At 74.0% G+C, this 23,253-nt stretch carries 24 protein-coding genes; 15 read left to right on the top strand and 9 right to left on the bottom strand.

Features of this window, described 5'->3' with window-relative positions; all coding sequences use genetic code 11:
- Positions 1–70 precede the first annotated feature (70 nt).
- Positions 71–583 carry a type III secretion system chaperone family protein gene (locus K304_RS0123195; protein ID WP_027765664.1) on the bottom strand — a complete coding sequence of 171 codons (513 nt, stop codon included), beginning with the start codon at positions 581–583 and terminating at the stop codon, positions 71–73.
- On the bottom strand, positions 576–1,880 hold the full coding sequence (gene mshA / locus K304_RS0123190) for a D-inositol-3-phosphate glycosyltransferase (protein WP_051308806.1): 1,305 nt from the start codon (positions 1,878–1,880) through the stop codon (positions 576–578). The genes K304_RS0123195 and mshA overlap by 8 nt, the downstream gene beginning before the upstream one ends.
- A 489-nt stretch (positions 1,881–2,369) precedes the next feature.
- On the opposite strand from mshA, the gene K304_RS0123185 reads away from it, so the two are divergent.
- A complete protein-coding gene (locus tag K304_RS0123185; protein ID WP_027765662.1) occupies positions 2,370–3,191 on the top strand; it encodes a hypothetical protein in 822 nt (273 codons plus the stop codon).
- Here K304_RS0123185 and K304_RS30845 read toward each other — a convergent pair.
- Both K304_RS30845 and K304_RS30840 read right to left on the bottom strand, forming a co-directional pair.
- The gene (locus K304_RS30845) at positions 3,130–4,272 is read right to left on the bottom strand and encodes a CHAD domain-containing protein (protein WP_486591780.1); all 1,143 of its coding nucleotides are present in this window, start codon (positions 4,270–4,272) and stop codon (positions 3,130–3,132) included. The genes K304_RS0123185 and K304_RS30845 overlap by 62 nt on opposite strands.
- A gap of 240 nt (positions 4,273–4,512) precedes the next feature.
- Positions 4,513–6,849, bottom strand: a complete 2,337-nt coding sequence (locus tag K304_RS30840; RefSeq protein ID WP_078529570.1) for an RNA degradosome polyphosphate kinase — start codon at positions 6,847–6,849, stop codon at positions 4,513–4,515.
- A 338-nt stretch (positions 6,850–7,187) separates the two neighbouring features.
- Between K304_RS30840 and K304_RS0123170 the strand changes: the two genes are divergently transcribed.
- The gene (locus K304_RS0123170; protein ID WP_027765661.1) at positions 7,188–7,751 is read left to right on the top strand and encodes a dihydrofolate reductase family protein; all 564 of its coding nucleotides are present in this window, start codon (positions 7,188–7,190) and stop codon (positions 7,749–7,751) included.
- Between the two features lie 59 nt (positions 7,752–7,810).
- Here K304_RS0123170 and mshD read toward each other — a convergent pair whose 3' ends face one another.
- Positions 7,811–8,707, bottom strand: a complete 897-nt coding sequence (gene mshD, locus K304_RS0123165) for a mycothiol synthase (RefSeq protein ID WP_027765660.1) — start codon at positions 8,705–8,707, stop codon at positions 7,811–7,813.
- Positions 8,708–8,851: 144 nt separating this feature from the next.
- Here mshD and K304_RS0123160 point away from each other — a divergent pair, with 144 nt between their 5' ends.
- Positions 8,852–10,678: a bifunctional metallophosphatase/5'-nucleotidase gene (locus tag K304_RS0123160; protein WP_027765659.1), complete on the top strand. Its 1,827-nt coding sequence runs from the start codon at positions 8,852–8,854 to the stop codon at positions 10,676–10,678.
- Between the two features lie 91 nt (positions 10,679–10,769).
- On the opposite strand, the gene K304_RS0123155 is transcribed toward K304_RS0123160, so the two are convergent.
- Complete coding sequence (locus K304_RS0123155) at positions 10,770–11,447, bottom strand: NAD(P)H-dependent oxidoreductase (RefSeq protein WP_078529568.1); 678 nt, start codon at positions 11,445–11,447, stop codon at positions 10,770–10,772.
- A gap of 191 nt (positions 11,448–11,638) precedes the next feature.
- Here K304_RS0123155 and K304_RS0123150 point away from each other — a divergent pair, with 191 nt between their 5' ends.
- A complete protein-coding gene (locus K304_RS0123150; RefSeq protein ID WP_027765657.1) occupies positions 11,639–12,205 on the top strand; it encodes a TetR family transcriptional regulator in 567 nt (188 codons plus the stop codon).
- A gap of 17 nt (positions 12,206–12,222) precedes the next feature.
- Here the strand turns inward: K304_RS0123150 and K304_RS0123145 are convergent, their stop codons facing one another.
- Positions 12,223–13,275: a LacI family DNA-binding transcriptional regulator gene (locus K304_RS0123145; RefSeq protein ID WP_027765656.1), complete on the bottom strand. Its 1,053-nt coding sequence runs from the start codon at positions 13,273–13,275 to the stop codon at positions 12,223–12,225.
- Positions 13,276–13,299: 24 nt separating this feature from the next.
- Positions 13,300–14,148, bottom strand: a complete 849-nt coding sequence (locus tag K304_RS30835) for a response regulator transcription factor (RefSeq protein WP_078529566.1) — start codon at positions 14,146–14,148, stop codon at positions 13,300–13,302.
- A 208-nt stretch (positions 14,149–14,356) separates the two neighbouring features.
- Here K304_RS30835 and K304_RS0123135 point away from each other — a divergent pair, with 208 nt between their 5' ends.
- The 7 genes from K304_RS0123135 (at position 14,357) to K304_RS0123110 (ending at position 19,084) form a co-directional block, all read left to right on the top strand.
- On the top strand, positions 14,357–15,214 hold the full coding sequence (locus K304_RS0123135; RefSeq protein WP_078529564.1) for an alpha/beta fold hydrolase: 858 nt from the start codon (positions 14,357–14,359) through the stop codon (positions 15,212–15,214).
- 153 nt (positions 15,215–15,367) lie between these two features.
- The gene (locus tag K304_RS0123130) at positions 15,368–15,634 is read left to right on the top strand and encodes a MoaD/ThiS family protein (RefSeq protein WP_027765654.1); all 267 of its coding nucleotides are present in this window, start codon (positions 15,368–15,370) and stop codon (positions 15,632–15,634) included.
- Entirely contained in the window at positions 15,631–16,638 is a 1,008-nt protein-coding gene (locus K304_RS30830) for a hypothetical protein (protein WP_051308741.1), read from the top strand. Before K304_RS0123130 ends, K304_RS30830 begins: the two co-directional genes overlap by 4 nt.
- Before the next feature lie 84 nt (positions 16,639–16,722).
- Positions 16,723–17,433 carry an LmeA family phospholipid-binding protein gene (locus K304_RS0123120; protein WP_027765653.1) on the top strand — a complete coding sequence of 237 codons (711 nt, stop codon included), beginning with the start codon at positions 16,723–16,725 and terminating at the stop codon, positions 17,431–17,433.
- A gap of 203 nt (positions 17,434–17,636) precedes the next feature.
- Complete coding sequence (locus K304_RS34215; RefSeq protein ID WP_368857738.1) at positions 17,637–17,720, top strand: putative leader peptide; 84 nt, start codon at positions 17,637–17,639, stop codon at positions 17,718–17,720.
- A 190-nt stretch (positions 17,721–17,910) separates the two neighbouring features.
- A complete protein-coding gene (locus K304_RS0123115) occupies positions 17,911–18,750 on the top strand; it encodes a sulfurtransferase (RefSeq protein ID WP_027765652.1) in 840 nt (279 codons plus the stop codon).
- 46 nt (positions 18,751–18,796) lie between these two features.
- Positions 18,797–19,084 carry a DUF1416 domain-containing protein gene (locus K304_RS0123110; protein ID WP_027765651.1) on the top strand — a complete coding sequence of 96 codons (288 nt, stop codon included), beginning with the start codon at positions 18,797–18,799 and terminating at the stop codon, positions 19,082–19,084.
- 126 nt (positions 19,085–19,210) lie between these two features.
- Here K304_RS0123110 and K304_RS0123105 read toward each other — a convergent pair whose 3' ends face one another.
- Positions 19,211–19,573, bottom strand: coding sequence for a DsrE family protein (locus K304_RS0123105; protein WP_027765650.1), 363 nt, complete (start codon positions 19,571–19,573; stop codon positions 19,211–19,213).
- Between the two features lie 127 nt (positions 19,574–19,700).
- On the opposite strand from K304_RS0123105, the gene K304_RS30825 reads away from it, so the two are divergent.
- The 4 genes from K304_RS30825 (at position 19,701) to K304_RS0123080 (ending at position 23,224) form a co-directional block, all read left to right on the top strand.
- Entirely contained in the window at positions 19,701–20,669 is a 969-nt protein-coding gene (locus tag K304_RS30825; protein WP_037791513.1) for a hypothetical protein, read from the top strand.
- Positions 20,666–21,430, top strand: a complete 765-nt coding sequence (locus tag K304_RS30820; RefSeq protein ID WP_037791511.1) for a hypothetical protein — start codon at positions 20,666–20,668, stop codon at positions 21,428–21,430. Before K304_RS30825 ends, K304_RS30820 begins: the two co-directional genes overlap by 4 nt.
- Positions 21,427–22,374 (top strand): hypothetical protein, encoded by a 948-nt coding sequence (locus K304_RS0123090; protein WP_027765648.1) that lies wholly within the window; start codon positions 21,427–21,429, stop codon positions 22,372–22,374. Before K304_RS30820 ends, K304_RS0123090 begins: the two co-directional genes overlap by 4 nt.
- A gap of 286 nt (positions 22,375–22,660) precedes the next feature.
- On the top strand, positions 22,661–23,224 hold the full coding sequence (locus K304_RS0123080; RefSeq protein WP_027765646.1) for a heme-binding beta-barrel domain-containing protein: 564 nt from the start codon (positions 22,661–22,663) through the stop codon (positions 23,222–23,224).
- Positions 23,225–23,253: the final 29 nt, after the last annotated feature.

Below are 23,253 nucleotides of genomic sequence, written 5' to 3'. Positions count from 1 at the left end.
AGCGTCACCCCCTTTGACCTGGGGTTGGGGTGTCAGGCCCGCTGCCCCCGCACGCGGGCGTCGCCCCGGGTCAGGACGTGGTGTCGGCGTCCCGGGTGAGGTGGGCGAAGGCGTCGAGGTTGCGGGTGGACTCGCCGCGGGAGGTGCGCCAGGCGTACTCCTTGCGGATGGCGTCGGCGAAGCCCATCTCCAGGAGGGTGTTGAAGGAGCCGTCGGCGTTCTCCAGGACGGTGCCGAGCAGCCGGTCGATCTCGTCGGGCGTGACGGCGGCGAGCGGCAGGCGGCCGACGAGGTAGACGTCGCCGAGCCTGTCGATCGCGTAACTCACCCCGTAGAGGCGGGTGTTGCGCTCCAGCAGCCAGCGGTGCACCTCGGCGTGGTTCTCGTCAGGGCAGCGCACCACGAAGGCGTTGACGGAGAGGGAGTGCCGTCCGACGACGAGGGAGCAGGTGGTCGACAGTTTGCGGGTGCCCGGGAGGGTGACGACGTAGGTGCCGTCGCTGGGGTTCTCCCAGTCGATGTCGGCGTCCCGGAGCGACTGCTCCAGCACGGCGGTCGGTGACGTCGGCGTCGGCTCAGCCATGCAGTGATCGTAGGCGACGGCGCCGGGACTGGAGCGCGGCGGTGTACGTCTCGGCGGTGGCGGCGGCCGCCGCGTCCCAGCCGAAGTCCGCGGCGTGGCGGGCGGCTGCCTCGCCCATGCGGGCGCCGAGGGCGTCGTCGTCCAGGAAGCGGCGCAGGGCGCGCGCGTAGTCGGCCGGGTCGTGGCCGGGGACGAGGAAGCCGCTCTCCCGGTCGCGTACGGCCACGGGGAGGCCGCCGACGGACGCGGCGACCACCGGCGTGCCGCATGCCTGCGCCTCCACGGCGACCAGGCCGAACGACTCGCTGTACGACGGCATCACCAGCACGCTCGCCGCGCGGTACCAGTCGGCCAGCTGCGCCTGCCCGACCGGCGGGCGGAAGCGGACCAGGTCGGCGATGCCGAGCCGGGCCGCGAGCTTCTGGAGGCGTTCGGGTTTGGCGAGGCCGCTGCCGCTGGGCCCGCCGACCACCGGCACCAGCAGGCGGGAGCGGAGGGAGGGGTCCGCGTCGACCAGCTGCGCGACGGCGCGCAGCAGGACGTCGGGGGCCTTGAGGGGCTGGATGCGGCCGGCGAAGAGCGGGATCAGCGCGTCCTGCGGCAGCCCGAGCCGGGCGCGGGCCGCGGCCCGCCCGTCGGCGGGGCGGAAGGTCTCCAGATTCACGCCGGGGTGCACGACGGCGGTGCGCGCCGGGTCGGCGTCGTAGTGGTGGACCAGGTCGCGGGCCTCCTCGGCGGTGTTGCCGATGAGCCGGTCGGCGGCCCGTACGATCTGCTGCTCGCCGATCACGCGGGCGGGCGGCTCCGGGGTGTCGCCCTCGGCCAGGAAGGCGTTCTTGACCTTGGCCATGGTGTGCATGGTGTGCACCAGGGGGACGCCCCAGCGCTGCGAGGCCAGCCAGCCGACGTGGCCGGACAGCCAGTAGTGGGAGTGCACCAGGTCGTAGTGGCCCGGCCGGTGCCCGGCCCACGCCTGCATCACGCCGTGGGTGAAGGCGCAGAGCTGCGCGGGCAGCTCCTCCTTCGCCAGCCCTTCGTACGGACCGGCGTCGATGTGGCGGACGAGGACGCCGGGGGCGAGTTCGACGGTCGGGTCGAGGGCACCTGTGGTGGCGCGTGTGAAGACCTCGACCTCGATGCCCGCGGCGGCGAGCTGGCGGGCCAGTTCGACGATGTAGACGTTCATGCCGCCCGCGTCGCCGGTGCCGGGCTGGTGCAGCGGGGAGGTGTGCACGCTCAGCATGGCGATGCGGCGGGGGCGCCGCGGGTGCAGAAGGTGACGCGGCGACGGCAGCATGCCCTGCGGGGCGCCGCCGGGGGCGACGCCGCCGGGCGCCGTACCGTACGGGCGCGTGCGGCGGCGGAGGCCGCCGCCGAGCCGGGACGGGGACTGGCTCACGTCGCGTGCCTCCTCCGTGGGCGGTTGTGCGACGGCTACAACACCGTGGGGGTTGCTCTGCATTTCGACTTTGCCGAATCGTGACGGTCGGGGCCTGCGGACCGTGCCCGCGCGGGCCCGCCCGGCGAGCCCGTCGAGCGCCGGGTGCCCGCTGGGGCGGGGTCCCTCACCTCGCCCTGCGTGCGCGGCGCGGCAGGGCACGCCGTCACCCTGCTCGCGGGGGCTCGGGGCCCGGCCCGGCGGTTGCGCACGGCGGGGCGCCGCGCGCCGAGTCCGCGCGGGGTGGGACGCGCATCGCAGGGCGCGGCGGGCCGGGCGCCGGTCCCGCCCCTCCCTCCGGCGTCCCGGCTCAGGAGGCGGGCGGGAGGGGCGGGATAGGGTCGGGGGATGGTCGGTCGGCTCCCCTCACGTCCCGTCGGGACGGCGACGCGGGGCACGACGCACCCGAACCGGCTGCGCCGGATGGACCGGTGGATCGCCCACGCGCACGGGCCCGCGCTGCGGCGCGCGTCGGAGGAGCCGCTCGCCGTCGACCTGGGCTACGGCGCCGCGCCGTGGACGGCGGTGGAGCTGCTGACCCGCCTGAAGCGGGTGCGCCGGGACGTGCGGGTGGTGGGCCTGGAGATCGACCCCGCGCGGGTCGCCGCCGCCCGGCCGTACGTGCGGGAGGGTCTGGACTTCCGGCTGGGCGGGTTCGAGGTGCCGCTGAGGCGGCGTCCGCTGCTGATCCGCGCGGCGAACGTGCTGCGCCAGTACGCCGAGGGCGAGGTGCGGGGCGCCTGGGAGCGCCTCGCGGCCCGGCTGGCGCCGGGCGGGCTGCTCGTCGAGGGGACCTGCGACGAGATCGGCCGTCGCCACGTCTGGGTGGCGCTCGGGCCGGAGGGCCCGCGCACGGTGACGTTCGCGGCACGGCTCGCCGGTCTGGACCGGCCCTCCGACCTGGCCGAACGGCTGCCGAAGGCGCTGATCCACCGGAACGTGCCGGGCGAGCCGGTGTACGCGTTCCTGCGCGACTTCGACCGGGCGTGGGCGGCCGCGGCGCCGTACGGCGCGCTCGGCGCGCGGCAGCGCTGGGTGCGTGCCGTGCAGGCGCTGGCCGACGGCTGGCCGCTGGTCGACGGGCCGGGCCGTTGGCGGCACGGCGAGGTCACCGTCCGGTGGCACGCCCTCGCGCCGCGGAGCTCCCCCGCGCCCCGCCGCTCCGGCTGACGGCGGCTCCGGCCGGGCCGGAACGGCCGTCCGGCAGGCGGCCGTCCTCGGCCGCGGTCCAGTGGCGGCCGAAGGCGAAACGGGCGGCCTCCACCTCGTGTCGCTGGTCGGCGTGCAGCACGCCGAGGGCGTACGCCGTGGCGGGGGCGATGCGCGGGGTACGGCCGGCCGCCGCTGCGGCGGCCGCGGCCTCCGCGGCGTCGTGGTGCCGGTCCAGCTCCCGGCCCGCGGCGGCGAGCGCCGCGTCGTACGCCGTGCCGGGCGCCGCGCCCTGCGCCGGGTCCTGCGGGTCCGGGCCCACGACCTCCTGCGCGTACCGGTGCAGTCGCAGCAGCAGCCGCACGTGCAGCCAGGCGCTGTCGCCCTGCACCTCGGCGGAGAGCGCCCGGGCCAGCGCCTCGGCGTGGAAGGGGTGTTCGGAACGGGCGAGCGGCAGTCCGTCGACGGCGTCCAGGAGCCGGAGGCGGGCCCGCTCGGCGTGCGCGCCGAGGGCCGGGTCCTCGCCCGGCTCGGGGGTGCGGGTCTCGGGCGGTTCGGAGGCCAGCACGGCGAGGGTGTCCGCGAGGGCGTGGAAGCGGGAGGAGCCGAGGGCCTGGAGCGCGGCGGAGTGGGCGCGCGTACGGGCCAGGGTGAGCCGGCGGTCGAGCAGGGCTCCGGCGCGGGCGACCCCCGCGGGAAGGGCCGCTTCGCGCCGGTCGCGCCCCTCCCCCGCCGTGCCCCTCCGCGTGGCGGCCGGGGGCGGCACGGGCGTCATCGCGCCCCCGTCGTGGGCGAGGCGGTGCAGCGCGGCGAGCAGCCGGTCGAGCCGGTCGCCGTAGGCGTACTCCAGCGCCAGGGTGCCGGACAGCCAGCTCAGTTCGGTGCGGAGCTGTTCGGCCCAGACGGGGTCGAGCAGCGGGCGGAAGGTGTGCAGCGTGGCGCCGATGCGGCGGGAGGAGCGGCGCAGCCGGCGTACGGCCTCGGCCGCTTCGGCGGCTGTATCGGCGTGGCCGGCGGCCTCCCGGTGGTCGCGCAGGGTGCGCAGGAAGGCGGCGGCCCGGGCCTGGAGGTAGGCGCCGAGCGGGTCCTGGTCCGAGGGCACTCCCGGCTCCGCAGCCGCCCGTTCCGGTGCCGCGGGCGGAGAGGCGGGGGCCGCACGGCGGGCGGCGGGTTCCGGCGGCGTCTGCCCCGTGCGTCGCCGCGCCGGGCGCGGGCGTTCGGTGGCGCGGACGTCGGCGCGTCGTCCGGTGGTCACGGCGTTCCCCCCTGGTGGCGCGGGGCGGGCCACGTCGTCCTGCGCGCCGCTGTACCGCCCCCGTCGCGGGGGCGGAGCGGCGGAGCGTCAGGTCGTCGGGGCACGTCGCCGTCTCCGCGCGTCGATGAGCATTTCCTGGATGTTCCGCAGCGGCTGTCCCTCGCCGTCGTGGGCGACCCGCGTCCATTCCCCGTCGGCGCCGAGGTGCCAGGACGCGGTGCCGTCCGCCGTGCCGCTGTCCAGCAGCCGCGTCAGCGAGGCCCGGTGGCCGGGGTCGGTGACCCGCACCATGGCCTCGATGCGCCGGTCGAGGTTGCGGTGCATCATGTCGGCGCTGCCGAGCCACACCTCCGGCTCGCCGCCGTTCTCGAAGGCGAACACGCGGGAGTGTTCGAGGAACCGTCCGAGCACGCTGCGCACGCGTATCCGCTCGCTCAGCCCGGGCACGCCGGGCCGCAGTGCGCAGATGCCGCGCACCCACACGTCCACCGGCACGCCCGCCTGCGAGGCGCGGTACAGCGCGTCGATGACGGTCTCGTCGACCATCGAGTTGACCTTGATCCTGATACCGGTGGGCTGCCCGGCCTCGTGGTGGGCGATCTCCCGGTGGACGCGGGAGACCAGGCCGTCGCGCAGCGAGAGCGGGGCGACCAGCAGCCGCCGGTAGGTGGCGCGGCGCGAGTAGCCGCTGAGGCGGTTGAAGAGGTCGGAGAGGTCCGCGCCGACCTGCGGGTCGGCGGTCAGCAGGCCCAGGTCCTCGTACAGGCGGGCCGTCTTGGGGTGGTAGTTGCCGGTGCCGACGTGCGCGTAGCGGCGCAGCGTCTCGCCCTCCTGGCGGACGACGAGCGACAGCTTGCAGTGGGTCTTCAGGCCGACCAGTCCGTAGACGACGTGGCAGCCCGCCTCCTCCAGCTTGCGCGCCCACTTGATGTTGGCCTGCTCGTCGAAGCGGGCCTTCAGCTCCACGAGGACGAGGACCTGCTTGCCGGACTCGGCGGCGTCGATCAGGGCGTCCACTATCGGGGAGTCGCCCGACGTGCGGTACAGCGTCTGCTTGATCGCGAGCACGTCCGGGTCGGCGGCTGCCTGCTCCAGGAACGCCTGCACGGAGGTGGAGAAGGAGTCGTACGGGTGGTGCAGCAGGACGTCGCGCTCCCGGAGGGCCGCGAACACGTCGGGGGCGGACGCGGACTCCACCTCGGCGAGGTCGCGGTGCGTGCCGGCGACGAACTTGCGGTACTTCAGGTCCGGCCGCTCCATCGTGGCGGCGACTCCGCCCAGCCCGGTGAGGTCCAGCGGGCCGGGCAGCGGGTACACCTCGGCCTCGCTCACCTTCAGCTCGCGGACGAGGAGGTCGAGCACGTACGGGTCGATGGACTCCTCGACCTCCAGCCTGACGGGCGGCCCGAAGCGGCGCCGCATCAGCTCCTTCTCCAGCGCCTGGAGCAGGTTCTCCGCGTCGTCCTCCTCGACCTCCAGGTCCTCGTTGCGGGTGACGCGGAACATGTGGTGGGCGAGGACCTCCATGCCCGGGAAGAGCTCCTCCAGGTGCGCGGCGATCACGTCTTCGAGGGGGACGTACCGCTGCGGCCCCGCCTCCAGGAAACGGGAGAGGAGCGGCGGGACCTTCACCCGGGCGAAGTGGTTGTGGCCGCTGACCGGGTTGCGGACGACGACGGCGAGGTTCAGGGACAGCCCCGAGATGTACGGGAAGGGGTGCGCCGGGTCGACGGCGAGCGGGGTCAGCACGGGGTAGATCTGCTGACGGAAGAGGGTGAACAGGCGGGCCTGCTCCTTCTCCGTCAGGTCCGGCCAGCGGATCAGGTGCAGGCCCTCGTCGGCGAGGGCCGGGGCGATGTCCTGCTGGAAGCAGGCCGCGTGCCGGGCCATGAGCTCGCGGGACCGGGTCCAGATTCCCTCCAGCACTTCGCGCGGCTGGAGCCCGGAGGCGGAACGGGTCGCCACGCCGGTCGCGATGCGGCGCTTGAGGCCGGCGACGCGGACCATGAAGAACTCGTCGAGGTTCCCGGCGAAGATCGCCAGGAAGTTGGCCCGTTCGAGGAGCGGGGTCTCCGGGTCCTCGGCGAGCTCCAGGACCCGCTCGTTGAAGGCCAGCCAGCTGCGCTCGCGATCCAGGAAGCGGTCCGCGGGCAGGTCCGGCGCCTCGGCGTCCGGGCCGTGGCCCGGCTCGTAGGAGTCCGGGTCGGAGTCGAGGTCCGGGTCGAGGGCGGGACCGCTGGGGCCCACGGCGTGCGGGCGGTGCGCGGCGATGGAGCCGACGGAGGGTTGCGGGGCGGGCGCGGTGGGCTGCGTCGCGGCGGCCCCGCCGGTGAGCGGCGCCTCGACGGTGTCGCCGCGCCGTGCTGCGGCCGCGGTGTGCGGCGGGTGCGGGCGTCCTGGTCCTGCGGCGGCTGGCTCACTCATGCCCCCATTGTTCCGCGTGGGCGCCGGGGCGGGCGCGGCGGCGGCCGGCACCGGGGCGGGCGCGGCAGCCGGCGCCGTGGCCGGCGCACCGGCGCGGCGACGGGAGCGGGCGGCGTGCTGCATTCCGCGATGCTCGCAAGCGTGCGTGAATCGCCGGTTACGCCCACGTGGCCCCCAGCCGACATGCACCCCGCCGCGCGCGGCGCGCTCCGGCCGCTCCCGGCGCAGGAGCCGCACCCGGAGCCGCGTCCTCCGTACGGCCGGGTCCCGCGCGCTGCGATGAGTCCTGCGGCCGTCGGCGGTCGTACTGTCGAACCCGTGACGAAGGAGGCCTTCCCATGCGCAAGGTGACCTTTTCGATGAGCGTCTCTCTCGACGGCTACGTCGTCGGGCCGGACGGCGGCTTCGACTGGACCGGCCCCGACGAGGAGGTCTTCCGCTTCTGGATCGACGACATCCGGGGGGTCGGCGTCCACGTGATGGGACGGCGGCTGTACGAGACGATGCTGTACTGGGAGACCGCCGACGAGGATCCCTCGCTGGACGCACCGACGCGCGAGTGGACCGCGCTCTGGAAGCCGCTGCCCAAGGTGGTGTTCTCCCGCACGCTGTCGGCGGTGGAGGGCAACGCCCGCCTGGCCTCCGGCGGCCTGGCGGAGGAGATCGGGCGGTTGCGGGCCGAGCCCGGGGAGGGCGAGGTCGCGATCGGCGGCGCGACCCTCGCCGCCGAAGCGGCCGCCTCGGACCTGATCGACGAGTACCGGGTGATGGTCTGCCCGGTGCTGGTCGGCGGCGGCATTCCGTTCTTCCCCCGGCACGAGCGCCGGGTGGACCTCGAACTCGTGGAGACCCGCACCTTCGCTGCGCACGTCGTCTACCTCCGCTACCGCGTGGCGCGCTAGCGGCGTCGGGCCGGACGCCGCCGGACGTCCCCCGGCACCCCGGCCGCCCCGGCCCGGGGTCAGGACTCGGTGCGGTACATCAGGTCCGTCTCGTGGGTGCGGAAGCCGAGACGTTCGTAGACCGCGACGGCGGGCCCGTTGTCGGCGTCGACGTACAGCATGGCCGTGGGGAGGCCGCGGTCGCGGGCCAGGTGGCGCAGGCCGAGGGAGGTGAGGGCGCGGCCGAGGCCGGAGCCCTGTGCCTCGGGGGCGACGCCGACCACGTACACCTCGCCCAGCTGTTCCGCGCTGTGCACCTTGGTCCAGTGGAAGCCGACCAGCCGGTCGCCGCGTACCGCGAGGAAGAAGCCGTGCGGGTCGAACCACGGTTCGCCCTTGCGGTCGTCGAGGTCGCGCTGCGTCAGGCCGCCCTGTTCGGGGTGGTGGGCGAACGCGGCGGCGTTCAGCGCGAGCCAGTCCTCGTCGTCGGTGCCGGGCTGGAACGTGCGGACGGTCACGCCCTCCGCGAAGGCGGGCTCGGTGCGTTCGAACGCGCCGAGCGGGCAGCGCATCTGCCTCAGTTCGCGGAAGAGGGTGAGGCCGAGGAGCTGCGCGAGGTGGCGGGCGGCCGGGTGACCACCGTGGGCCCACAGGCGGAGCCGCTTGCCGGAGACGTCCAGCAGGGCTTGACCGAGCTTGCGGCCGTAGCCGCGCCCCCGGTGGGACGGGTGCACGACGAGTTCGCCGGCGGGCGCCTCGACCGGGTCGGTGTCCTCGAGTTGGGCGTAGCCGACCAGCGTGCCCTCGTGGCGCAGCAGCAGATGCCGTACGCCGGTGCGCCGTCCCCCGCGCAGCTGCAGGCGGCCCTGTTCCGAGACGGCCGGCTGGCCGTCGGTGACGGCCGCGGCGTCGATCAGGTCCTGCGCCTCCCGTACGCCCTCCGTCGAGACCTCGTCCACAACAACCACGTCGCTCATGGGGGAAGAGCCTAGGACAACACGCCGCCACCTGGGGGTTCCTCGGCGGTACCGAGTCGTCACCGTCCCGACCGCTGACACGCTACGCGCGTCACCGTAGGCTGCCTCCGCCTGCCCACCCATCCCAGAGGGGGACCCAGCACGATGGCAGCGAATACCTCCCCACGAGCCCGCCGCAGACGAGTCGCCGCGGCGGGCGCCGCGTTCGCCGTCGCGGCCGGCCTGCTGGCCACCGCGATCCCGGCGTCCGCGAACCCCGACGGCCGCGACGCGGACCGCGGCCACGGTCACGGCCGTCACCACGGCCGCACGGTCGACGTGCAGTTGCTGTCCTTCAACGACTTCCACGGCAACCTGGAGCCGCCGCAGGGCTCTTCCGGCGAGGTGACCGAACTCCAGCCGGACGGCACCACGAAGGAGATCCCGGCCGGCGGTGTGGAGTACCTGGCCTCCAGCCTGCGCGACGCCCGCGAGGGGCACCGCTACTCGGTGACCGCCGCGGCCGGCGACGTGGTCGGCGCGAGCCCGCTGCTGTCGGGGCTGTTCCACGACGAGCCCACCGTCGAGGCCATGAACAAGCTGGACCTGGACGTCACCTCCGTCGGCAACCACGAGTTCGACGAGGGCATCGCGGAGTTGCAGCGCCTCCAGGACGGCGGCTGCCACCCGGAGGACGGCTGCTACGTGGACGGCCGCCGTTACCGCGGCGCCGACTTCCCCTACCTGGCCGCGAACGTGACCGACGAGGACACCGGCCGCCAGGTCCTGGAGCCGTACACGATCTGGAAGCACCGCGGGGTGCGGATCGGCTTCATCGGCGTCACCCTCGAGGGCACACCGGACATCGTCTCGGCCGAGGGCGTGAAGGGCCTGGAGTTCCACGACGAGGTCGAGACCATCGACCGGTACGCGAAGAAGCTGAAGCGGCGCGGCGTGAACGCCGTGGTCGCGCTCGTGCACGAAGGCGGCGCCCCGGCCGGCGACGCGTACAACTACGACTGCGACAGCCCCGGACCGGGCGACGGCATCTCCGGTCCGATCGCCCAGATCGCGAAGAACACGACGCCGATGGTCGACGCCTTCGTCACGGGACACACCCACGAGGCGTACGCGTGCACGATCCCGGACCCGAAGGGCGCCCCGCGCACGGTGACCTCGGCCGCCTCGTACGGCCGGCTGTTCACCGACACGACGCTGACCTACGACCGCCGCACCCGCGACATCGTGCGCACCAGCGTCGACTCGGCGAACCACGTGGTGAGCCGTGAGCAGCCGAAGGCACGCGACATGACACGGCTCATCGGCCGGTGGAACGAGCTGGCCGCACCGGTCGCGAACCGCCCGGTCGGCTGGATCGGCGAGGACATCCCGGGCCGCGGCGCGAGCACGCCGGAGTCGCCGCTCGGCGATCTGATCGCCGACGCGCAGCTCGCGCACGCCCAGGGTCTGGACGCCGAGGCGGACCTGGCGCTGATGAACCCCGGCGGCATCCGCTCCGACCTCGTACACGGGGCGTCCGGCAGCGAGGGCGACGGCGTGGTGACGTACGCCGAGGGCTTCACGGTCCAGCCGTTCGCCAACACGGTGAACATGATCGATCTGACCGGCGCCCAGCTCCTCCAGGTGCTGCGCGAGCAGGTCAGCGGGGACAACGCCGAGTCGCCGAAGGTGCTCCAGGTGTCGGAGGGCTTCACCTACACCCTCGACCTGACGCGCTCCGGCGCGGACCGCGTGGTCGCCGACTCGGTGCGGCTGAACGGCGAGGCGATCCAGGAGGACGCCACCTACCGCGTGGCGGTGAACAACTTCCTGGCCGGCGGCGGCGATGGCTTCCCGACCCTGGCGGAGGGCGCGAACCCGTACGTCGGCGGGAACGACCTGGACGTGCTGGTGGACTACATGACCGCCAACTCGTCCGAGAGCGAACCGTTCCAGGCTCCGGCCGCCGACCGGATCACCGTCGTCGAGTGACCCGCGCGCGCTGAACGCACATGCAGCACCCGCACCACCCGCACCACCGGCCGCCCCGCCCCGGACCTCTCCGGCGCGGGGCGGTCGCCTGTCAGCCCCGGCTTCCGTACGGCGAGCGGGCGCGCGCCGCGTGCAGCGCGTCGGCCCACCACCGGAGCTGCCGGAGCATGGCGGCCGCCGCCGCGGAGGTGCCCTCGACGTCGCGCGGAAGGCCGTCCGCGTCGAAGCGCTCCCAGGCGCTGTGGAAGCTGAGCCCGTCGCGGACGGTGACGGCGTGCAGTTCGGCGAAGATCTGCCGCAGCTGCTCGACGGCGCGCAGACCGCCGCTCACGCCGCCGTAGGAGACGAAGCCGACCGGCTTGGCCTGCCATTCGGCGTGGAACCAGTCGAGGGCGTTCTTCAGCGACGCCGGGAAGCTGTGGTTGTACTCCGGGGTGACGACGACGAAGGCGTCGGCGGCGTGCAGGCGCTGGGAGAGGGCGGCGGAGATGCGGGCCGTCCCGGCGTCGGTCTCCCCGGCGGAGCCGGGGAAGACGAGCGGCAGCCGGTGGTCGGCCAGGTCGACGACGTCGACCGTCGCGAAGCCGCCGATCCGCTCGGCCTCGCGGGCGAACCACTCGGCGACGACCGGCCCGAAGCGGCCCTCGCGGACACTGGCGACGATCACCGCGAGCCGCAGCGCGCGGGGTTCGGGAGCTGCGGCGGCGGAACGGGAAGCCGCGGCGGGATGGGAAACGGCGGACGGGGCGGTGCGGACGGTTGCGGACACGTGAGGCCTCCGGGGTACGTCGGGGTCCTGCTCGGCGGCGGACCGGTTGGTCGGGCGACGCACACGAGAGTGCAACTTCAACTGAAGTTCAGGTCAACCGTCCGCAGGGCCGCCGCGACCCGGGAACGCCCCCGCCACCCGTACAGCCCATCGCACACCCGCACAATTGCCGACTTTCGTAGCATGAACACATGGAACATGGCGAAGTGCTCCTTCTGGACGCGGCGATCGAGGTCCTCGCCGCCGGCGGCATGCAGAGCCTGACGCACCAGGAGGTCGACGCCCGGGCGGGAGTCCCCGAGGGCAGCACGTCGCACCTGTACCGGACCCGCGACGAGCTGCTCGGCGCCGTGCTCCGACGCGTACTCGAGCGGGAGAACGCCGTGTGGGCCCTGCTCCCCGTGGTGCCGGGAGCCTCGACCATCGAGGGCTTCGCCGACCGGATGGGACGCCTGCTCCAGATCCTGGCGGGCCCCGAGCGGACGCTGACGATGGCGCGCCAGACCGTCTTCGCCCACGTCGCGACGTCGCCGGGGCTGCGCGCCGAGCTGCGTTCCGCCCGCAGCGGCGTCAACGCGTGGCTGAGCCCCCTGCTCGCCGAGCTCGGCTCACGGCACCCGGAGGGCGACCTGGACATGCTGCTCGTGTTCATGGACGGGCTGCTCGCCTCACAGGTCGCCGGGCCCACCCCGGGGTGGAACCCGGCCCCGGCGATCGCCGCCCTGCTGCACGGCCTCATCGAGCGGCAGGCGGCGTAGGGGGTGGTGCCGGCGGATCACTGCCGCCGGCGGGCACCGGCGCTCCGCTGCACGCAGCCGCAGCTGTGGCGGACGACGAGGCCGGAAGGGAACAGGCGGACGCGTTCGCGGCGCGAGCCGGCCACGCGCAGGCCGTCGTCCAGCACCAGGTCGACCGCCGCGCGCGCCATCGACTCGCGGTCCGAGCCGACCGTGGTGAGCGGCGGGTCGGACAGACCCGCCTCCTTCACGTCGTCGAACCCGGCGACGGCCATTTCGCGCGGCACGTCGATGCCGAGTTCACGGGCGGCGCGCAGCACGCCGAAGGCCTGGTCGTCGGTGGAGCAGAACACCGCGGGCGGCCGGTCCGGGCCGCTGAGCAGGTCGAGCGCGAGCAGGTAGGTGTCGTAGCGGTTGTACGGCGCCTTGAACAGGCGTCCTTCCACGGAGCGCCCGGCCTCCCGCATCGCACGCGACCAGCCTTCGACGTGGTCGGTGACGGGGTCGCCGCTCTCGGGCGTGGAGTCCACGCCGCCGAGGCAGGCGACGTAGTCGTGGCCGTGCTCCAACAGGTGGCGGGTGGCGAGCTGGGCGCCGCCGACGTCGTCGAGGACGACGGCCACGTCGTCGATCGCCTCGGGGCGGCGGTGCAGCAGCACCACCCGGGCGTCCCAGGCGTCGATCTCGGTGGCGGCGTGCTCGGAGGGGCCGGAGCTGATGAGGATCAGGCCGGAGACCCGCATGCCGAGGAACGCCCGCAGGTAGTGGACCTCGCGCTCGTCGAGGTAGTCGGAGTTGCCGACGAGGACCATCTTTCCGCGCTCGGCGGCGGCCTGCTCGACGGCGTGCGCCATCTCCGCGAAGAAGGGCTGCCGGGCGTCGGGAACGATGAGACCTATGAGGTCGGTGCGACGGGAGGCCATGGCCTGGGCGACACGGTCGGGCCGGTAGCCGAGCTCCTTGATCGCGGCCAGCACCCGTTCCTTGGTGGCCGGCGCCACCGGACGCGGTCCGTTGTTGATCACATAGCTGACCACCGCGGTCGAGGTACCCGCCAGTCTTGCCACGTCGTCGCGCGTCACCTTGGCCACGGCGGTCAGTCTACGTGCGATGGGTCAGCCCTTGGCAGACCGCGTGCCGGTGCGACGAACGTCACCGGAGGCGCCGCCGGAGTCCCGGTCCGCGCCGGAGTCCTCGGCATCGCCGGCCGCCTGCTTCGCGACCTCCTCGGCCTCGTCGGTCACCGCCCTGGCCTCGGCCTTCGCCTTCTTCGCGGCCGCCGACCTCTCGCCCTTCTCGGGGGAGACGAAGCGGTAGCCGACGTTGCGGACGGTGCCGATCAGGGACTCGTGCTCGGGGCCGAGTTTCGCCCGCAGGCGCCGCACGTGCACGTCGACGGTGCGCGTGCCGCCGAAGTAGTCGTAGCCCCAGACCTCCTGGAGGAGCTGGGCGCGGGTGTAGACCCGGCCCGGGTGCTGGGCGAGGTACTTCAGCAGCTCGAACTCCTTGAAGGTCAGGTCGAGGACCCGGCCCTTGAGCTTCGCGCTGTACGTCGCCTCGTCCACGGACAGGTCGCCGTTGCGGATCTCCATCGGGCTGTCGTCGGCGGCTGCGCTGAGCCGGCCGGTGGCCAGCCTCAGCCGGGCCTCGACCTCGGCCGGCCCGGCGGTGTCGAGGACGACGTCGTCCACACCCCAGTCGGCGGTGACCGCGGCGAGACCGCCCTCGGTCACGATCAGCAGCACCGGCGAGCCGGGCCCCGTGGAGCGCAGGAGCTGGCACAGCGACTTGACCTGCGGCAGGTCGCGCCGGCCGTCGACCAGGATCACGTCCGCGCCCGGGGTGTCGACCAGGGCGGGCCCGGAGGCGGGGGCGACCCGCACGTTGTGCAGGAGCAGGCCCAGGGCGGGAAGGACTTCGGCGGAGGGCTGGAGGGCGTTGGTGAGCAGCAGCAGGGAGCTCATACGCCCACCTCCCGCTGCCCGGGGTTCGTATGGTGGCTGGTTCCGTCTCGCTTGCCCATGACGTCGGTCGTCCTTCCTTCGGTCCCGGTGGGGCCTGGGGAACACATGCCCGTCGTACGTCGTCGTACGGCCGGTCGTACGGCTGCCGAAAGCACGAAAGGACCCGGGGGCGGCGCTGCCCGAGTCCTCTCCCAGCAGAATAGCCCACATGAGCAGGGAATCGGAGTGTGAGTTCGCTCGCCTTGGTCACCCGCCGGTCGCCGACGGTGACGCGAAGGCCGTCGACCAGGCCCGGCGTACGGTGCTGCGGGCCGCGGACGGGGTGCGGCTGGAGGCGGCGTACACGCCCTGGTCCGGCGGCGGCGACGCGGCGGGTTCGGCCGCTCCGGTGATCGTGGTCGCGCACGGGTTCACCGGGGCGCTGGACCGTCCGGCGCTGCGCCGGGCGGCACGTGCCTTCGCCCGGCACACGGCGGTGGTGACCTTCTCCTTCCGCGGGCACGGGCGGTCCGGCGGACGCTCGACCGTGGGCGACCGCGAGGTGCTGGACCTGGCGGCGGCCGTCCGCTGGGCCCGGGAGAGGGGACACCGGTCCGTGGCGACGGTGGGCTTCTCCATGGGCGGCTCGGTGGCCCTGCGGCACGCGGCGCTGTGCGAGGACGCGGCGGAGCGTACGGACGCGGTGGTCGCGGTGAGCGCGCCCGCACGGTGGTACTACCGGGGCACCGCCCCGATGCGGCGGCTGCACTGGGTGGTCCAGCGGCCGATGGGGCGGCTGGTCTCCCGCTGGGGCCTGCGGACCCGGGTGCACACCGAGGACTGGGACCCGGTGCCGCCGTCCCCCACGCAGGTCGCGCCAAGGATCGCGCCGACGCCGCTGCTCGTCGTGCACGGCGACCGGGACGCGTACTTCCCGCTGGACCATCCGCTCGGGCTGGTGCGGGCAGCCGATCCGCGGTGCACAAAGTTGTGGGTGGAGCACGGTTTCGGCCACGCGGAGAACGCCGCGCCGGACGACCTGCTGCACCGCATCGCCCGCTGGGCGACCGGCGCCCTCTCAGCCTGAGACCTCCGGCCGTCGGGCGGCAGGCACGGCGCCGCGGGCAGGGAGGGTACGGGAAGCGCCGTGCGGGGGCCATCATGGAGGGCGCACCGACGACACCTGCCACACCGACCACACCGGCGACACGCAGTCGGCCGGCGAGAGGGACGAACCACGATGGCTCGCGGAACCATCCGCTACTGGGCCGCGGCCAAGGCCGCGGCCGGACACGCCGAGGAAGCGTACGAGGCCCGCACCCTCGGCGAGGCCCTCGACGCCGCCCGCGTCCGCCACGCCGGGCGGCCGGACTTCGACCGCGTGCTCGGGCGTTGCTCCTTCCTCGTGGACGGCACCGCCGTGGGCCGCCGCCCGCACGGCGTGGTGGAGCTGACCGACGGCGGCACCGTCGAGGTGCTCCCGCCGTTCGCCGGGGGTGCCCGGTGACCGGCGCCCGCCCGCATCCCTCGCCCGGCCCGCTGCCCCCGGAGCGGCCCGCGGACGCGCCTCCGCCCGCCGCAGCCCCGCACGCCGCGTCCCCGCACACCCCCCGCCGGGCGCCTGTGCACCCGGGCGCGCCCGGCCCGGCATCCGCGCCGGACGGACCGGCGCGGGAACCGGCCGACGGCGGCGGCGCGGCGGCCGGGGGACGCCGTTCGCGCAGACGCAGCCCGATCATCGCGCCGGGCCTCCTCCCGGCCCTGCTCACCACCGTCCTCGCCGGCCTGCTCGCCGGCACGGCCCGGCTGCCGCTGCCGGCCTTCGCCGTCGCCGTCGTGGTGCTCCAGGCCGTGACGGCGGCCGGCTGGTTCCGGCTGAACGGGATGTGGCCGGCCCGGCAGGGCATCGCGCTCGCGTTCCTCGCGGGCGTCGCCGCCGACGCGGCGATGCTGCTGGCCGGGAAGGCCCACGTGCCGACGGCCCTGGCGGCGACGCTCGGCGCGTTCTTCGTACTGAACCTCGTACTGCACCTGCGCAACCGCTCCGCCCCCGACGAACGCCTCTACGCCCTGACGGTCGCGCTCACCTCGACCGCGCTGACGGTGGTCGCGGGCGGCTGGACGGCCACGCTCGCCACCGCGGAGTCCGGCGCGGACGGCGGCTCGGGAACCGCCCCGGAGGCCGCCGCACTCGTCGCCGTGGCCGCGGCCGGGATCGCCGCCGCGACGCTGGTCCGCGCGCTGCCGCTGCCGCCGTACGTCTCGCCGGTGCTCGCCCTCGCGGCCGCCGCCGGGGCCGGGTACGCCGCCGTGCGGGCCGGGGCCGCCTTCGACGCTTCCGGTCTGCACGCCGCGGGCGTCGGCCTGGCGGCGGGCGTGTGCGCGCTGACCGGGCTGCGGACGGCGAGCTACGACTTCCCCTCCCGGTTCGTGCACATGACGGCCGGTGTCGCGCTGCCGCTCGCGCTCGCCGCCCCGGCGGTGTACGGGCTCGGCCTCGCCCTCGGATGAGTGCTCACCGCGCTCTCATCCGGATCCGACCGAACGCACGTTAGGCTCCCCCGGAGTCGAACACCTGCCCTGGGGGATGCCCGCATGCGCGCAACACGTCGCACACTCGTGATCCTGCTCGTGCTCGCCGGCCTCTTCACCGGAGCGGACCGGCTGGCGGTGTACCTCGCCGAGCAGGAGGCGGCCGACCGGATCAGGTCCGCCGAGGGCCTGTCCGGCGCCGAGTCGACCAGCGTCGACATCCGCGGCTTCCCCTTCCTCACCCAGGTGCTGGACCGGAACCTCGACGAGGTGGACGTCGAGCTGACCGGCATGACGGCGGCGGCCGGGGACCGCGAGATCACCGTGACCCAGATGCAGGCCACCCTGACCGACGTCCGGCTCGGGGAGGGCTACGACACCGGGACCGCCGCGCGGGCCACCGGCAGCGCGTCGATCTCGTACGCCGACCTCAACGCCATAGCGCCCCCCGGCGTGAAGGTGTCGTACGCCGGGGCGGACCGGGCGGCCCGCAACCAGGTGAAGGTCAAGGTCGGCATCGAGATCTTCGGGCAGGAGCTGAAGCTCCCCGAGGCGATCTACAGCACCGTCGAGGTGAACGGCGACGAGCTGGAGCTGCACGCCGACGCCGTGCCCGGCGCCTCGATCCCGGGTGCCGAGGCGCAGGTCAGGTCGCGGATCGACTTCACCACCGGCGTGCGCGGGCTGCCCTCCGGCATCGCCCTGGACGACGCCGAGGTGACGGAGCGGGGCGTGCGCTTCACCCTCTCCGGCGCGGACGTGCCCCTCGGCTGACCGCCTCGTCCGCCCGTGGACGGACTCTCGTCCACAGAGCGAGACGTCCCCGCCCGCAGAACGGATACGGACGCCCGTCGCCCCCGCGGCGCCGGGCGTCCCGGCCTTCCCGCCTCCACCTCCATCTCACCTCGCGGACGATCTCGTCTCACCATACGGATCGGCGGTGACAGACCGGCCCGCCCCTCCGTACGATCGTGCCCATGAAGCGACAGGCGGATCTCACCAAGCGACGGGCGGTCGACCTCTGCCGCGTCGCCGCCATGCTCTGTCGCACAGCCGTCTGACGGCCGTCCCCCGGCGCCCCGCGCCGGCCTGACGCCGCCGCGCACCGCCGCACGGACCGCGCTCCATCCCGCGTTTCCCGCACCTCGCGCTCCCGCGCCGCCCCGGCGCACGCAGCGCGGCACATCCGGCGTGCGCCCGTACCGCCGCGTACGCACCCACACTGCTCACCCCGCTTCCGGAGGAGAACTGATGAGCCGCAGTGACGTCCTGGTGGACGCCGACTGGGTCGAGGCCCGTATCGACGACCCGAAGACGGTCATCGTCGAGGTGGACGAGGACACCTCGGCGTACGAGAAGAACCACATCCGCAACGCCGTCCGCATCGACTGGAAGCAGGACCTCCAGGACCCGGTGCGCCGCGACTTCGTCGACCAGACCGGCTTCGAGGAGCTGCTGTCGAAGAAGGGCATCGCCAACGACGACACCATCGTGCTGTACGGCGGCAACAACAACTGGTTCGCCGCCTACGCCTACTGGTACTTCAAGCTCTACGGCCACCAGGACGTCAAGCTCCTGGACGGCGGCCGCAAGAAGTGGGAGCTGGACTCCCGCGACCTGGTCGCCGAGGTGCCCGAGCGCCCGGAGACGCAGTACCGGGCCACGCCGCAGGACCTGTCGATCCGCGCCTTCCGCGACGAGGTCGTCGACGCGATCGGCAAGCAGAACCTGGTCGACGTCCGCTCCCCCGACGAGTTCAGCGGCAAGCTGCTGGCTCCCGCGCACCTGCCGCAGGAGCAGTCGCAGCGCCCCGGCCACGTGCCGACCGCGCGCAACATCCCGTGGTCGAAGTCCGCGAACGACGACGGCACCTTCAAGACGGACGACGAGCTGAAGGAGCTGTACGAAGCCGAGGGCGTCGACCTGGGCAAGGACACCATCGCCTACTGCCGCATCGGCGAGCGGTCCGCCCACACCTGGTTCGTGCTGCACGAGCTGCTCGGCCAGGAGAACGTGAAGAACTACGACGGCTCCTGGACCGAGTACGGCTCGCTCGTCGGCGTGCCCGTCGAGGTCGGCGCCAACAACTGAGCCGGCCCGTCGGCCACGGCACACGAGCGAGAGGAACGCGACACCCATGTGCGGAGCACAGGCAGGCGGCCCGGACGCCTCCACCGTCAAGCCCGGTGAGACCACCATCCAGGGCAACGTGACCCGGGACGGCGAGCCCGTCACCGGCTATGTCCGGCTGCTGGACAGCACCGGCGAGTTCACCGCGGAGGTCCCGACCTCCGCGACCGGCCAGTTCCGCTTCTACGCGGCCGAGGGCACCTGGACCGTACGGGCCCTGGTGCCCGGCGGCACCGCGGACCGTACGGTCGTCGCCCAGCAGGGCGGGCTCGCCGAGGTCGCGATCGCGGTCTGAGCCGTTCGACCGGACGAGGCCGGTCCGGGCGCGGACCGGCCGAACCGGGTCCGAGGGCCGCACCCCACGGGTTGGACACCCGGGGTGCGGCCCTCGGCGCGTCCGGACACGGCACCAGTCGTCGCGTCAGTACACGAGGGCCTGCGCGCCGTCGGCCATCGCCTCGCTGACGAACACCTGCGCCCCGGCGATCCGGACGCCCTCCAGGACGTCCTTCTCCTCGATGTCCCGCCGCTTGGCGCACTGCGTGCACAGGGTGATCCGGCCGCCCGCCCGGATGCCCTCGATCAGCTCGGGCAGCGGTGCGGCGTGCGGCAGTTCGAACTCCGCCGCACGGCCCGGCAGCGCGAACCACGCCGACTCACCCGTCAGCCACAGCGACACCTCCACGCCGCTGGCGGCCGCGACCGCCGCCACCGTGAACGCCTGCGAGCAGCGTTCGGGCGCGTCCGCCCCCGCCGTCACCTTGATCACCAGCTTCTTCGCCATGCCCCCACGGTATGCGGCGCCCCGCCGTCTCCCGCTCCGGCCCGCCGCAACCGGATCGTGATCATGCGTAGGGCAACTTTCCGGCCTCCTCCCCGGTCAGCGCGTTGACGAGAACATGAGGAGCCCCATGGAAGACCAGCCCGCGAGACCGGCGGACCCGCCGGCCGCCCCCGCGGCGGCGCAACAGGAACCGGAGCCGGAGACCGCGCCGGAGACCGCGCCGGAGGCCGGGAGCACGGCCGGTGACGCCGACGCGACCGCGCCGGGACCCACGACCGCGCCCGACGACCCGCCCGCGTCCGCGCCCGGTGCGCCCGACCTCGCCGACGCCCCCGCCACACCAGGCGCGGACGTGCCGGAGGAGCCGGCCCGCCGCCGCCCGCGCGGCCGTACGACCCTGCTGCTGGCGGCCGCCGCCCTGCTCGGCGTCGTGGCCGGTGTCGCCACCGGCTACACCGTCCAGGCCGAACGCGCACCCACCCCGCTGCCCCCGCTGTCCCAGGCAAAGCTGTCCTACCCGGACGAGCACGTCCCGGCCGACGCGTGGGAACCCGTCCCGGCGAAGCACGACCGCCGCGTCCGCACCGACGGCGACCTCCGCAAGCTCCTGGTGAAGAAGCCGAAGGGCGCGCGGGAGTTCTCCTTCCTTCCGATCACGGACGGCTGGGTGACCCCGGCCGACTACGCCCGCGGGTTCGAGCAGCCGGGGAGCATGTTCGACAGCCTCCTGGAGATGAACGTCCGGCGCATCGCGGCGACGGAGTGGGAGCACGGTGACCAGGTGACCAGCGTCGTGCTGCTGCAGTTCCACGACCTGTCGGCGCGGTCGGCTGCCGGCCACGCGTCGTCGCAGGGCTCGTACATGGTGGGCGACGACTTCGCCGGCAACGGGGGCCACCCGATCGAGGGTTCGGACGACGGCCGCTACTGGGTCTACGACGCGCCGTACCGCGAGCCGGGCTACCTCCCGGTGTACGGCGCCCGCGCCCTCGCCTGCCGCGGCGACATCGTGCTGGACATCCACATCACGGACACCGGCCCGATCGGTTCCGACGAGATCCGCGACATCGCCGAGCGTCAGTTGGAGCGCCTGTGAACGCCCGCCGGAAGCAGACACTCACCCTCGCCCTCGCGTCGGTTCTCGTGCTGGGCGCGGCGGGGGGCGGGCTCGCCTACACCAAGGTCACCGTGGACGCCGCCGACCGGACGGCCGCCACCAGGGTCTGGAAGGCGCCGCCCAGGGCCCCCTCCGTGGACGACCCGGTGCCGGACGTGTCGAACGGGCGCGTCGACACTCCGCTGAGCAAGGAACTGCTCCCCGTGTCCGCCGACTACCGGCTCGGCCCCGACGTCGAGGGCTTCGGCAACGACGCCCACCTGACCGGCCCGGAGGCCGAGGCGCTGTTCCGGAAGGGCTCGGAGAGCCTGCCCAGCAAGCAGCGCAAGGAACACCGCCGCTTCGTGCGGAAGCTGCGCATCGAGGGCATGGCCATGCGGTCGTACACCCGCTACAGCGACGACCTGGAGGTCGAGATCACGCTGGCGCAGCTGGGCGACCGGGGCGCGGTCGAGGACCTGAACACCTTCCAGCGCGAACTGGCCGACGCCTTCTCGATCCTGCGCAAGGGACCGAAGATCAAGGGCCACGACGCAGCCAAGTGCTTCCTCCTGCCCGAGGACGACGACGCGGAACTCGGCGAGATGTTCTGCACGGCGCACGAGGACGACGTCCTGGTGTCCCTGTCGGCTGCCGGGTCCGACGACTACGACGGCACGGAGTTCGACCGGAAAGAGGTGGCGAAGCTGCTGGAGAAGCAGTTGGAGCGGCTGAGCAAGGGCGGAGGGATCAGCGCATGAGCGAGTCCACGATGACCGGCCCCGAGCCGGCCGCGCCGGACGCGGCCCCCGCCACCGTCCCCCCGACGGACGCGACGCCCGCGCCGACGAACGCACCGCCGCCGGAGTCCCCGCCCGCCGCCGGGCCGGTGGCGGAGCCCTCGCAGACGGACGAGACGCCGGCCGAACCCTCCGCGCCCGCCCGCCGCCGGCGGGTGCTGCGCGCAGTCGCCCGCTGGACGGCGGCCGTGGCCGTCTTCGGCATGCTCGGCACCGGCGTCGCCTACGGGATCACCGAGCTGGAGCGGACGGATGTGCCGGGCCTGGCCACCGCGCCGGACGGGCGCTGGGCGTATCCGGAGCTGAAGCTCCCTGCTCTGCCGGAGGGTTCGCCGCGCCCGTTCGCCGAGGGCAACGACGGCGAGATCCACCACGCGGACGTCCGCGACCTGCTGCTGCCCGCGCCGCGGGGAGCGCGCGGTGACGAGGACCTGCCCGGCATCGAGGGCACCTGGGTGTCCGTCGACACGTTCGCGCAGGCGTACGTGGACGCGGACCGCGACGAGCTGAAGCAGACGCTGCGCGACACCGCGGTCCGGCACATCGCCGCCCGCGGCTGGCGGATGCCCGACGGCACCCGCACCACCGTCTACCTGCTCCGGTTCAACAGCGCCGCCTATCCCGGCGACTTCCTCTCGACCACCGCCAGCGGGGCCTCCCCGTACGTCACGGTCACCGACGGGGAGATGGCGACGCTGGACGACGGCTGGCCGGAGGACGTCGAGGTGCCGGACATCGAGCACTACACGTTCGACGAGTCCGAGCCGCGCGGTGAGCGGCACGTGCGGCAGGCGTATCTGGTCGCGGGGGACACCGTCGCCGTGATCGTCCAGTCACGGAAGGGCGAAGCGGCCGCCGTGCCGTTCCAGCAGACGGTGATCCTCCAGTCACAGCTGCTCGGCTGAGCCGCCCGCCAGGGCGCACCGCGGGGGCGGTGCACGTCACAGCACCGGCCCGGCGGGCCGCCCGCGGCGGCGACTAGACTCGGGGCCGGCGCGGACTCCGCGCCGGCCCCGTCACGACAGAGCGCGCAAGGAGAGCCCGACGTGCTGCACGCATTCTTCACCACCTTGATGGTCCTGGTGGGCCTCGGGACCCTGGCCTTCACGGTTCTCGTCGTCAAGAAGCTCTACCAGGGCCAGCGCTGACCCCCTTCCGCCGCATCCGTTCACCACAGATCGTCTGGTTCCCATGATCGAGATTCCGTCCGACCTGCACCCGGACCTGGTTCCGCTCGCCTTCCTGCTCGGCAACTGGACCGGTGCCGGCGTCGCAGAATTCCCGGGCACGGACAAGTGCAACTTCGGCCAGGAGGTCACCTTCTCCCACGACGGGCGCGACTTCCTGGAGTACGTCTCGCACAGCTGGGTGCTCGACGACGAGGGGAAGAAGACCGCGCCGCTGGAGACCGAGACCGGCTACTGGCGCATCGACGCCGAGCGCAAGGTCGAGGCCGTGATGATCCGCGACCAGGGCGTCGCCGAGGTCTGGTACGGCGAGCTGGCCGACCAGAAGCCGCAGATCGACCTGGCCACCGACGCCATCGCCCGCACCGTCTCCGCCGGCGAGTACAGCGGCGGCAAGCGGCTCTACGGCTACGTCAAGGGCGACCTGATGTGGGTCGGCGAGAAGGCCACCCCCGAGGTGCCGCTGCGGCCGTACATGTCCGCGCACCTGAAGAAGGTCGTCGACCCCAGCGAGTGGGCGAAGGACCTCAAGGACCTCCCGGACGACGGCATCGCCTTCTTCAAGTAGGCCGCCCCTCACCGCACCGCCCCTGGGCC

It is taken from the genome of Streptomyces sp. CNS606, assembly GCF_000426325.1.
This window is presented reverse-complemented; position numbering and strand designations above follow the sequence as displayed.

Coding starts and splice junctions, on each gene's coding strand:
- K304_RS0123195 (WP_027765664.1), bottom strand. CDS start 583: ATGGCTGAGCCGACGCCGACGTCACCGACCGCCGTGCTGGAGCAGTCG.
- mshA (WP_051308806.1), bottom strand. CDS start 1,880: ATGCTGCCGTCGCCGCGTCACCTTCTGCACCCGCGGCGCCCCCGCCGC.
- K304_RS0123185 (WP_027765662.1), top strand. CDS start 2,370: ATGGTCGGTCGGCTCCCCTCACGTCCCGTCGGGACGGCGACGCGGGGC.
- K304_RS30840 (WP_078529570.1), bottom strand. CDS start 6,849: ATGAGTGAGCCAGCCGCCGCAGGACCAGGACGCCCGCACCCGCCGCAC.
- K304_RS0123170 (WP_027765661.1), top strand. CDS start 7,188: ATGCGCAAGGTGACCTTTTCGATGAGCGTCTCTCTCGACGGCTACGTC.
- mshD (WP_027765660.1), bottom strand. CDS start 8,707: ATGAGCGACGTGGTTGTTGTGGACGAGGTCTCGACGGAGGGCGTACGG.
- K304_RS0123160 (WP_027765659.1), top strand. CDS start 8,852: ATGGCAGCGAATACCTCCCCACGAGCCCGCCGCAGACGAGTCGCCGCG.
- K304_RS0123150 (WP_027765657.1), top strand. CDS start 11,639: ATGGAACATGGCGAAGTGCTCCTTCTGGACGCGGCGATCGAGGTCCTC.
- K304_RS30835 (WP_078529566.1), bottom strand. CDS start 14,148: ATGAGCTCCCTGCTGCTGCTCACCAACGCCCTCCAGCCCTCCGCCGAA.
- K304_RS0123135 (WP_078529564.1), top strand. CDS start 14,357: ATGAGCAGGGAATCGGAGTGTGAGTTCGCTCGCCTTGGTCACCCGCCG.
- K304_RS0123130 (WP_027765654.1), top strand. CDS start 15,368: ATGGCTCGCGGAACCATCCGCTACTGGGCCGCGGCCAAGGCCGCGGCC.
- K304_RS0123120 (WP_027765653.1), top strand. CDS start 16,723: ATGCGCGCAACACGTCGCACACTCGTGATCCTGCTCGTGCTCGCCGGC.
- K304_RS34215 (WP_368857738.1), top strand. CDS start 17,637: ATGAAGCGACAGGCGGATCTCACCAAGCGACGGGCGGTCGACCTCTGC.
- K304_RS0123115 (WP_027765652.1), top strand. CDS start 17,911: ATGAGCCGCAGTGACGTCCTGGTGGACGCCGACTGGGTCGAGGCCCGT.
- K304_RS0123110 (WP_027765651.1), top strand. CDS start 18,797: ATGTGCGGAGCACAGGCAGGCGGCCCGGACGCCTCCACCGTCAAGCCC.
- K304_RS0123105 (WP_027765650.1), bottom strand. CDS start 19,573: ATGGCGAAGAAGCTGGTGATCAAGGTGACGGCGGGGGCGGACGCGCCC.
- K304_RS30825 (WP_037791513.1), top strand. CDS start 19,701: ATGGAAGACCAGCCCGCGAGACCGGCGGACCCGCCGGCCGCCCCCGCG.
- K304_RS0123090 (WP_027765648.1), top strand. CDS start 21,427: ATGAGCGAGTCCACGATGACCGGCCCCGAGCCGGCCGCGCCGGACGCG.
- K304_RS0123080 (WP_027765646.1), top strand. CDS start 22,661: ATGATCGAGATTCCGTCCGACCTGCACCCGGACCTGGTTCCGCTCGCC.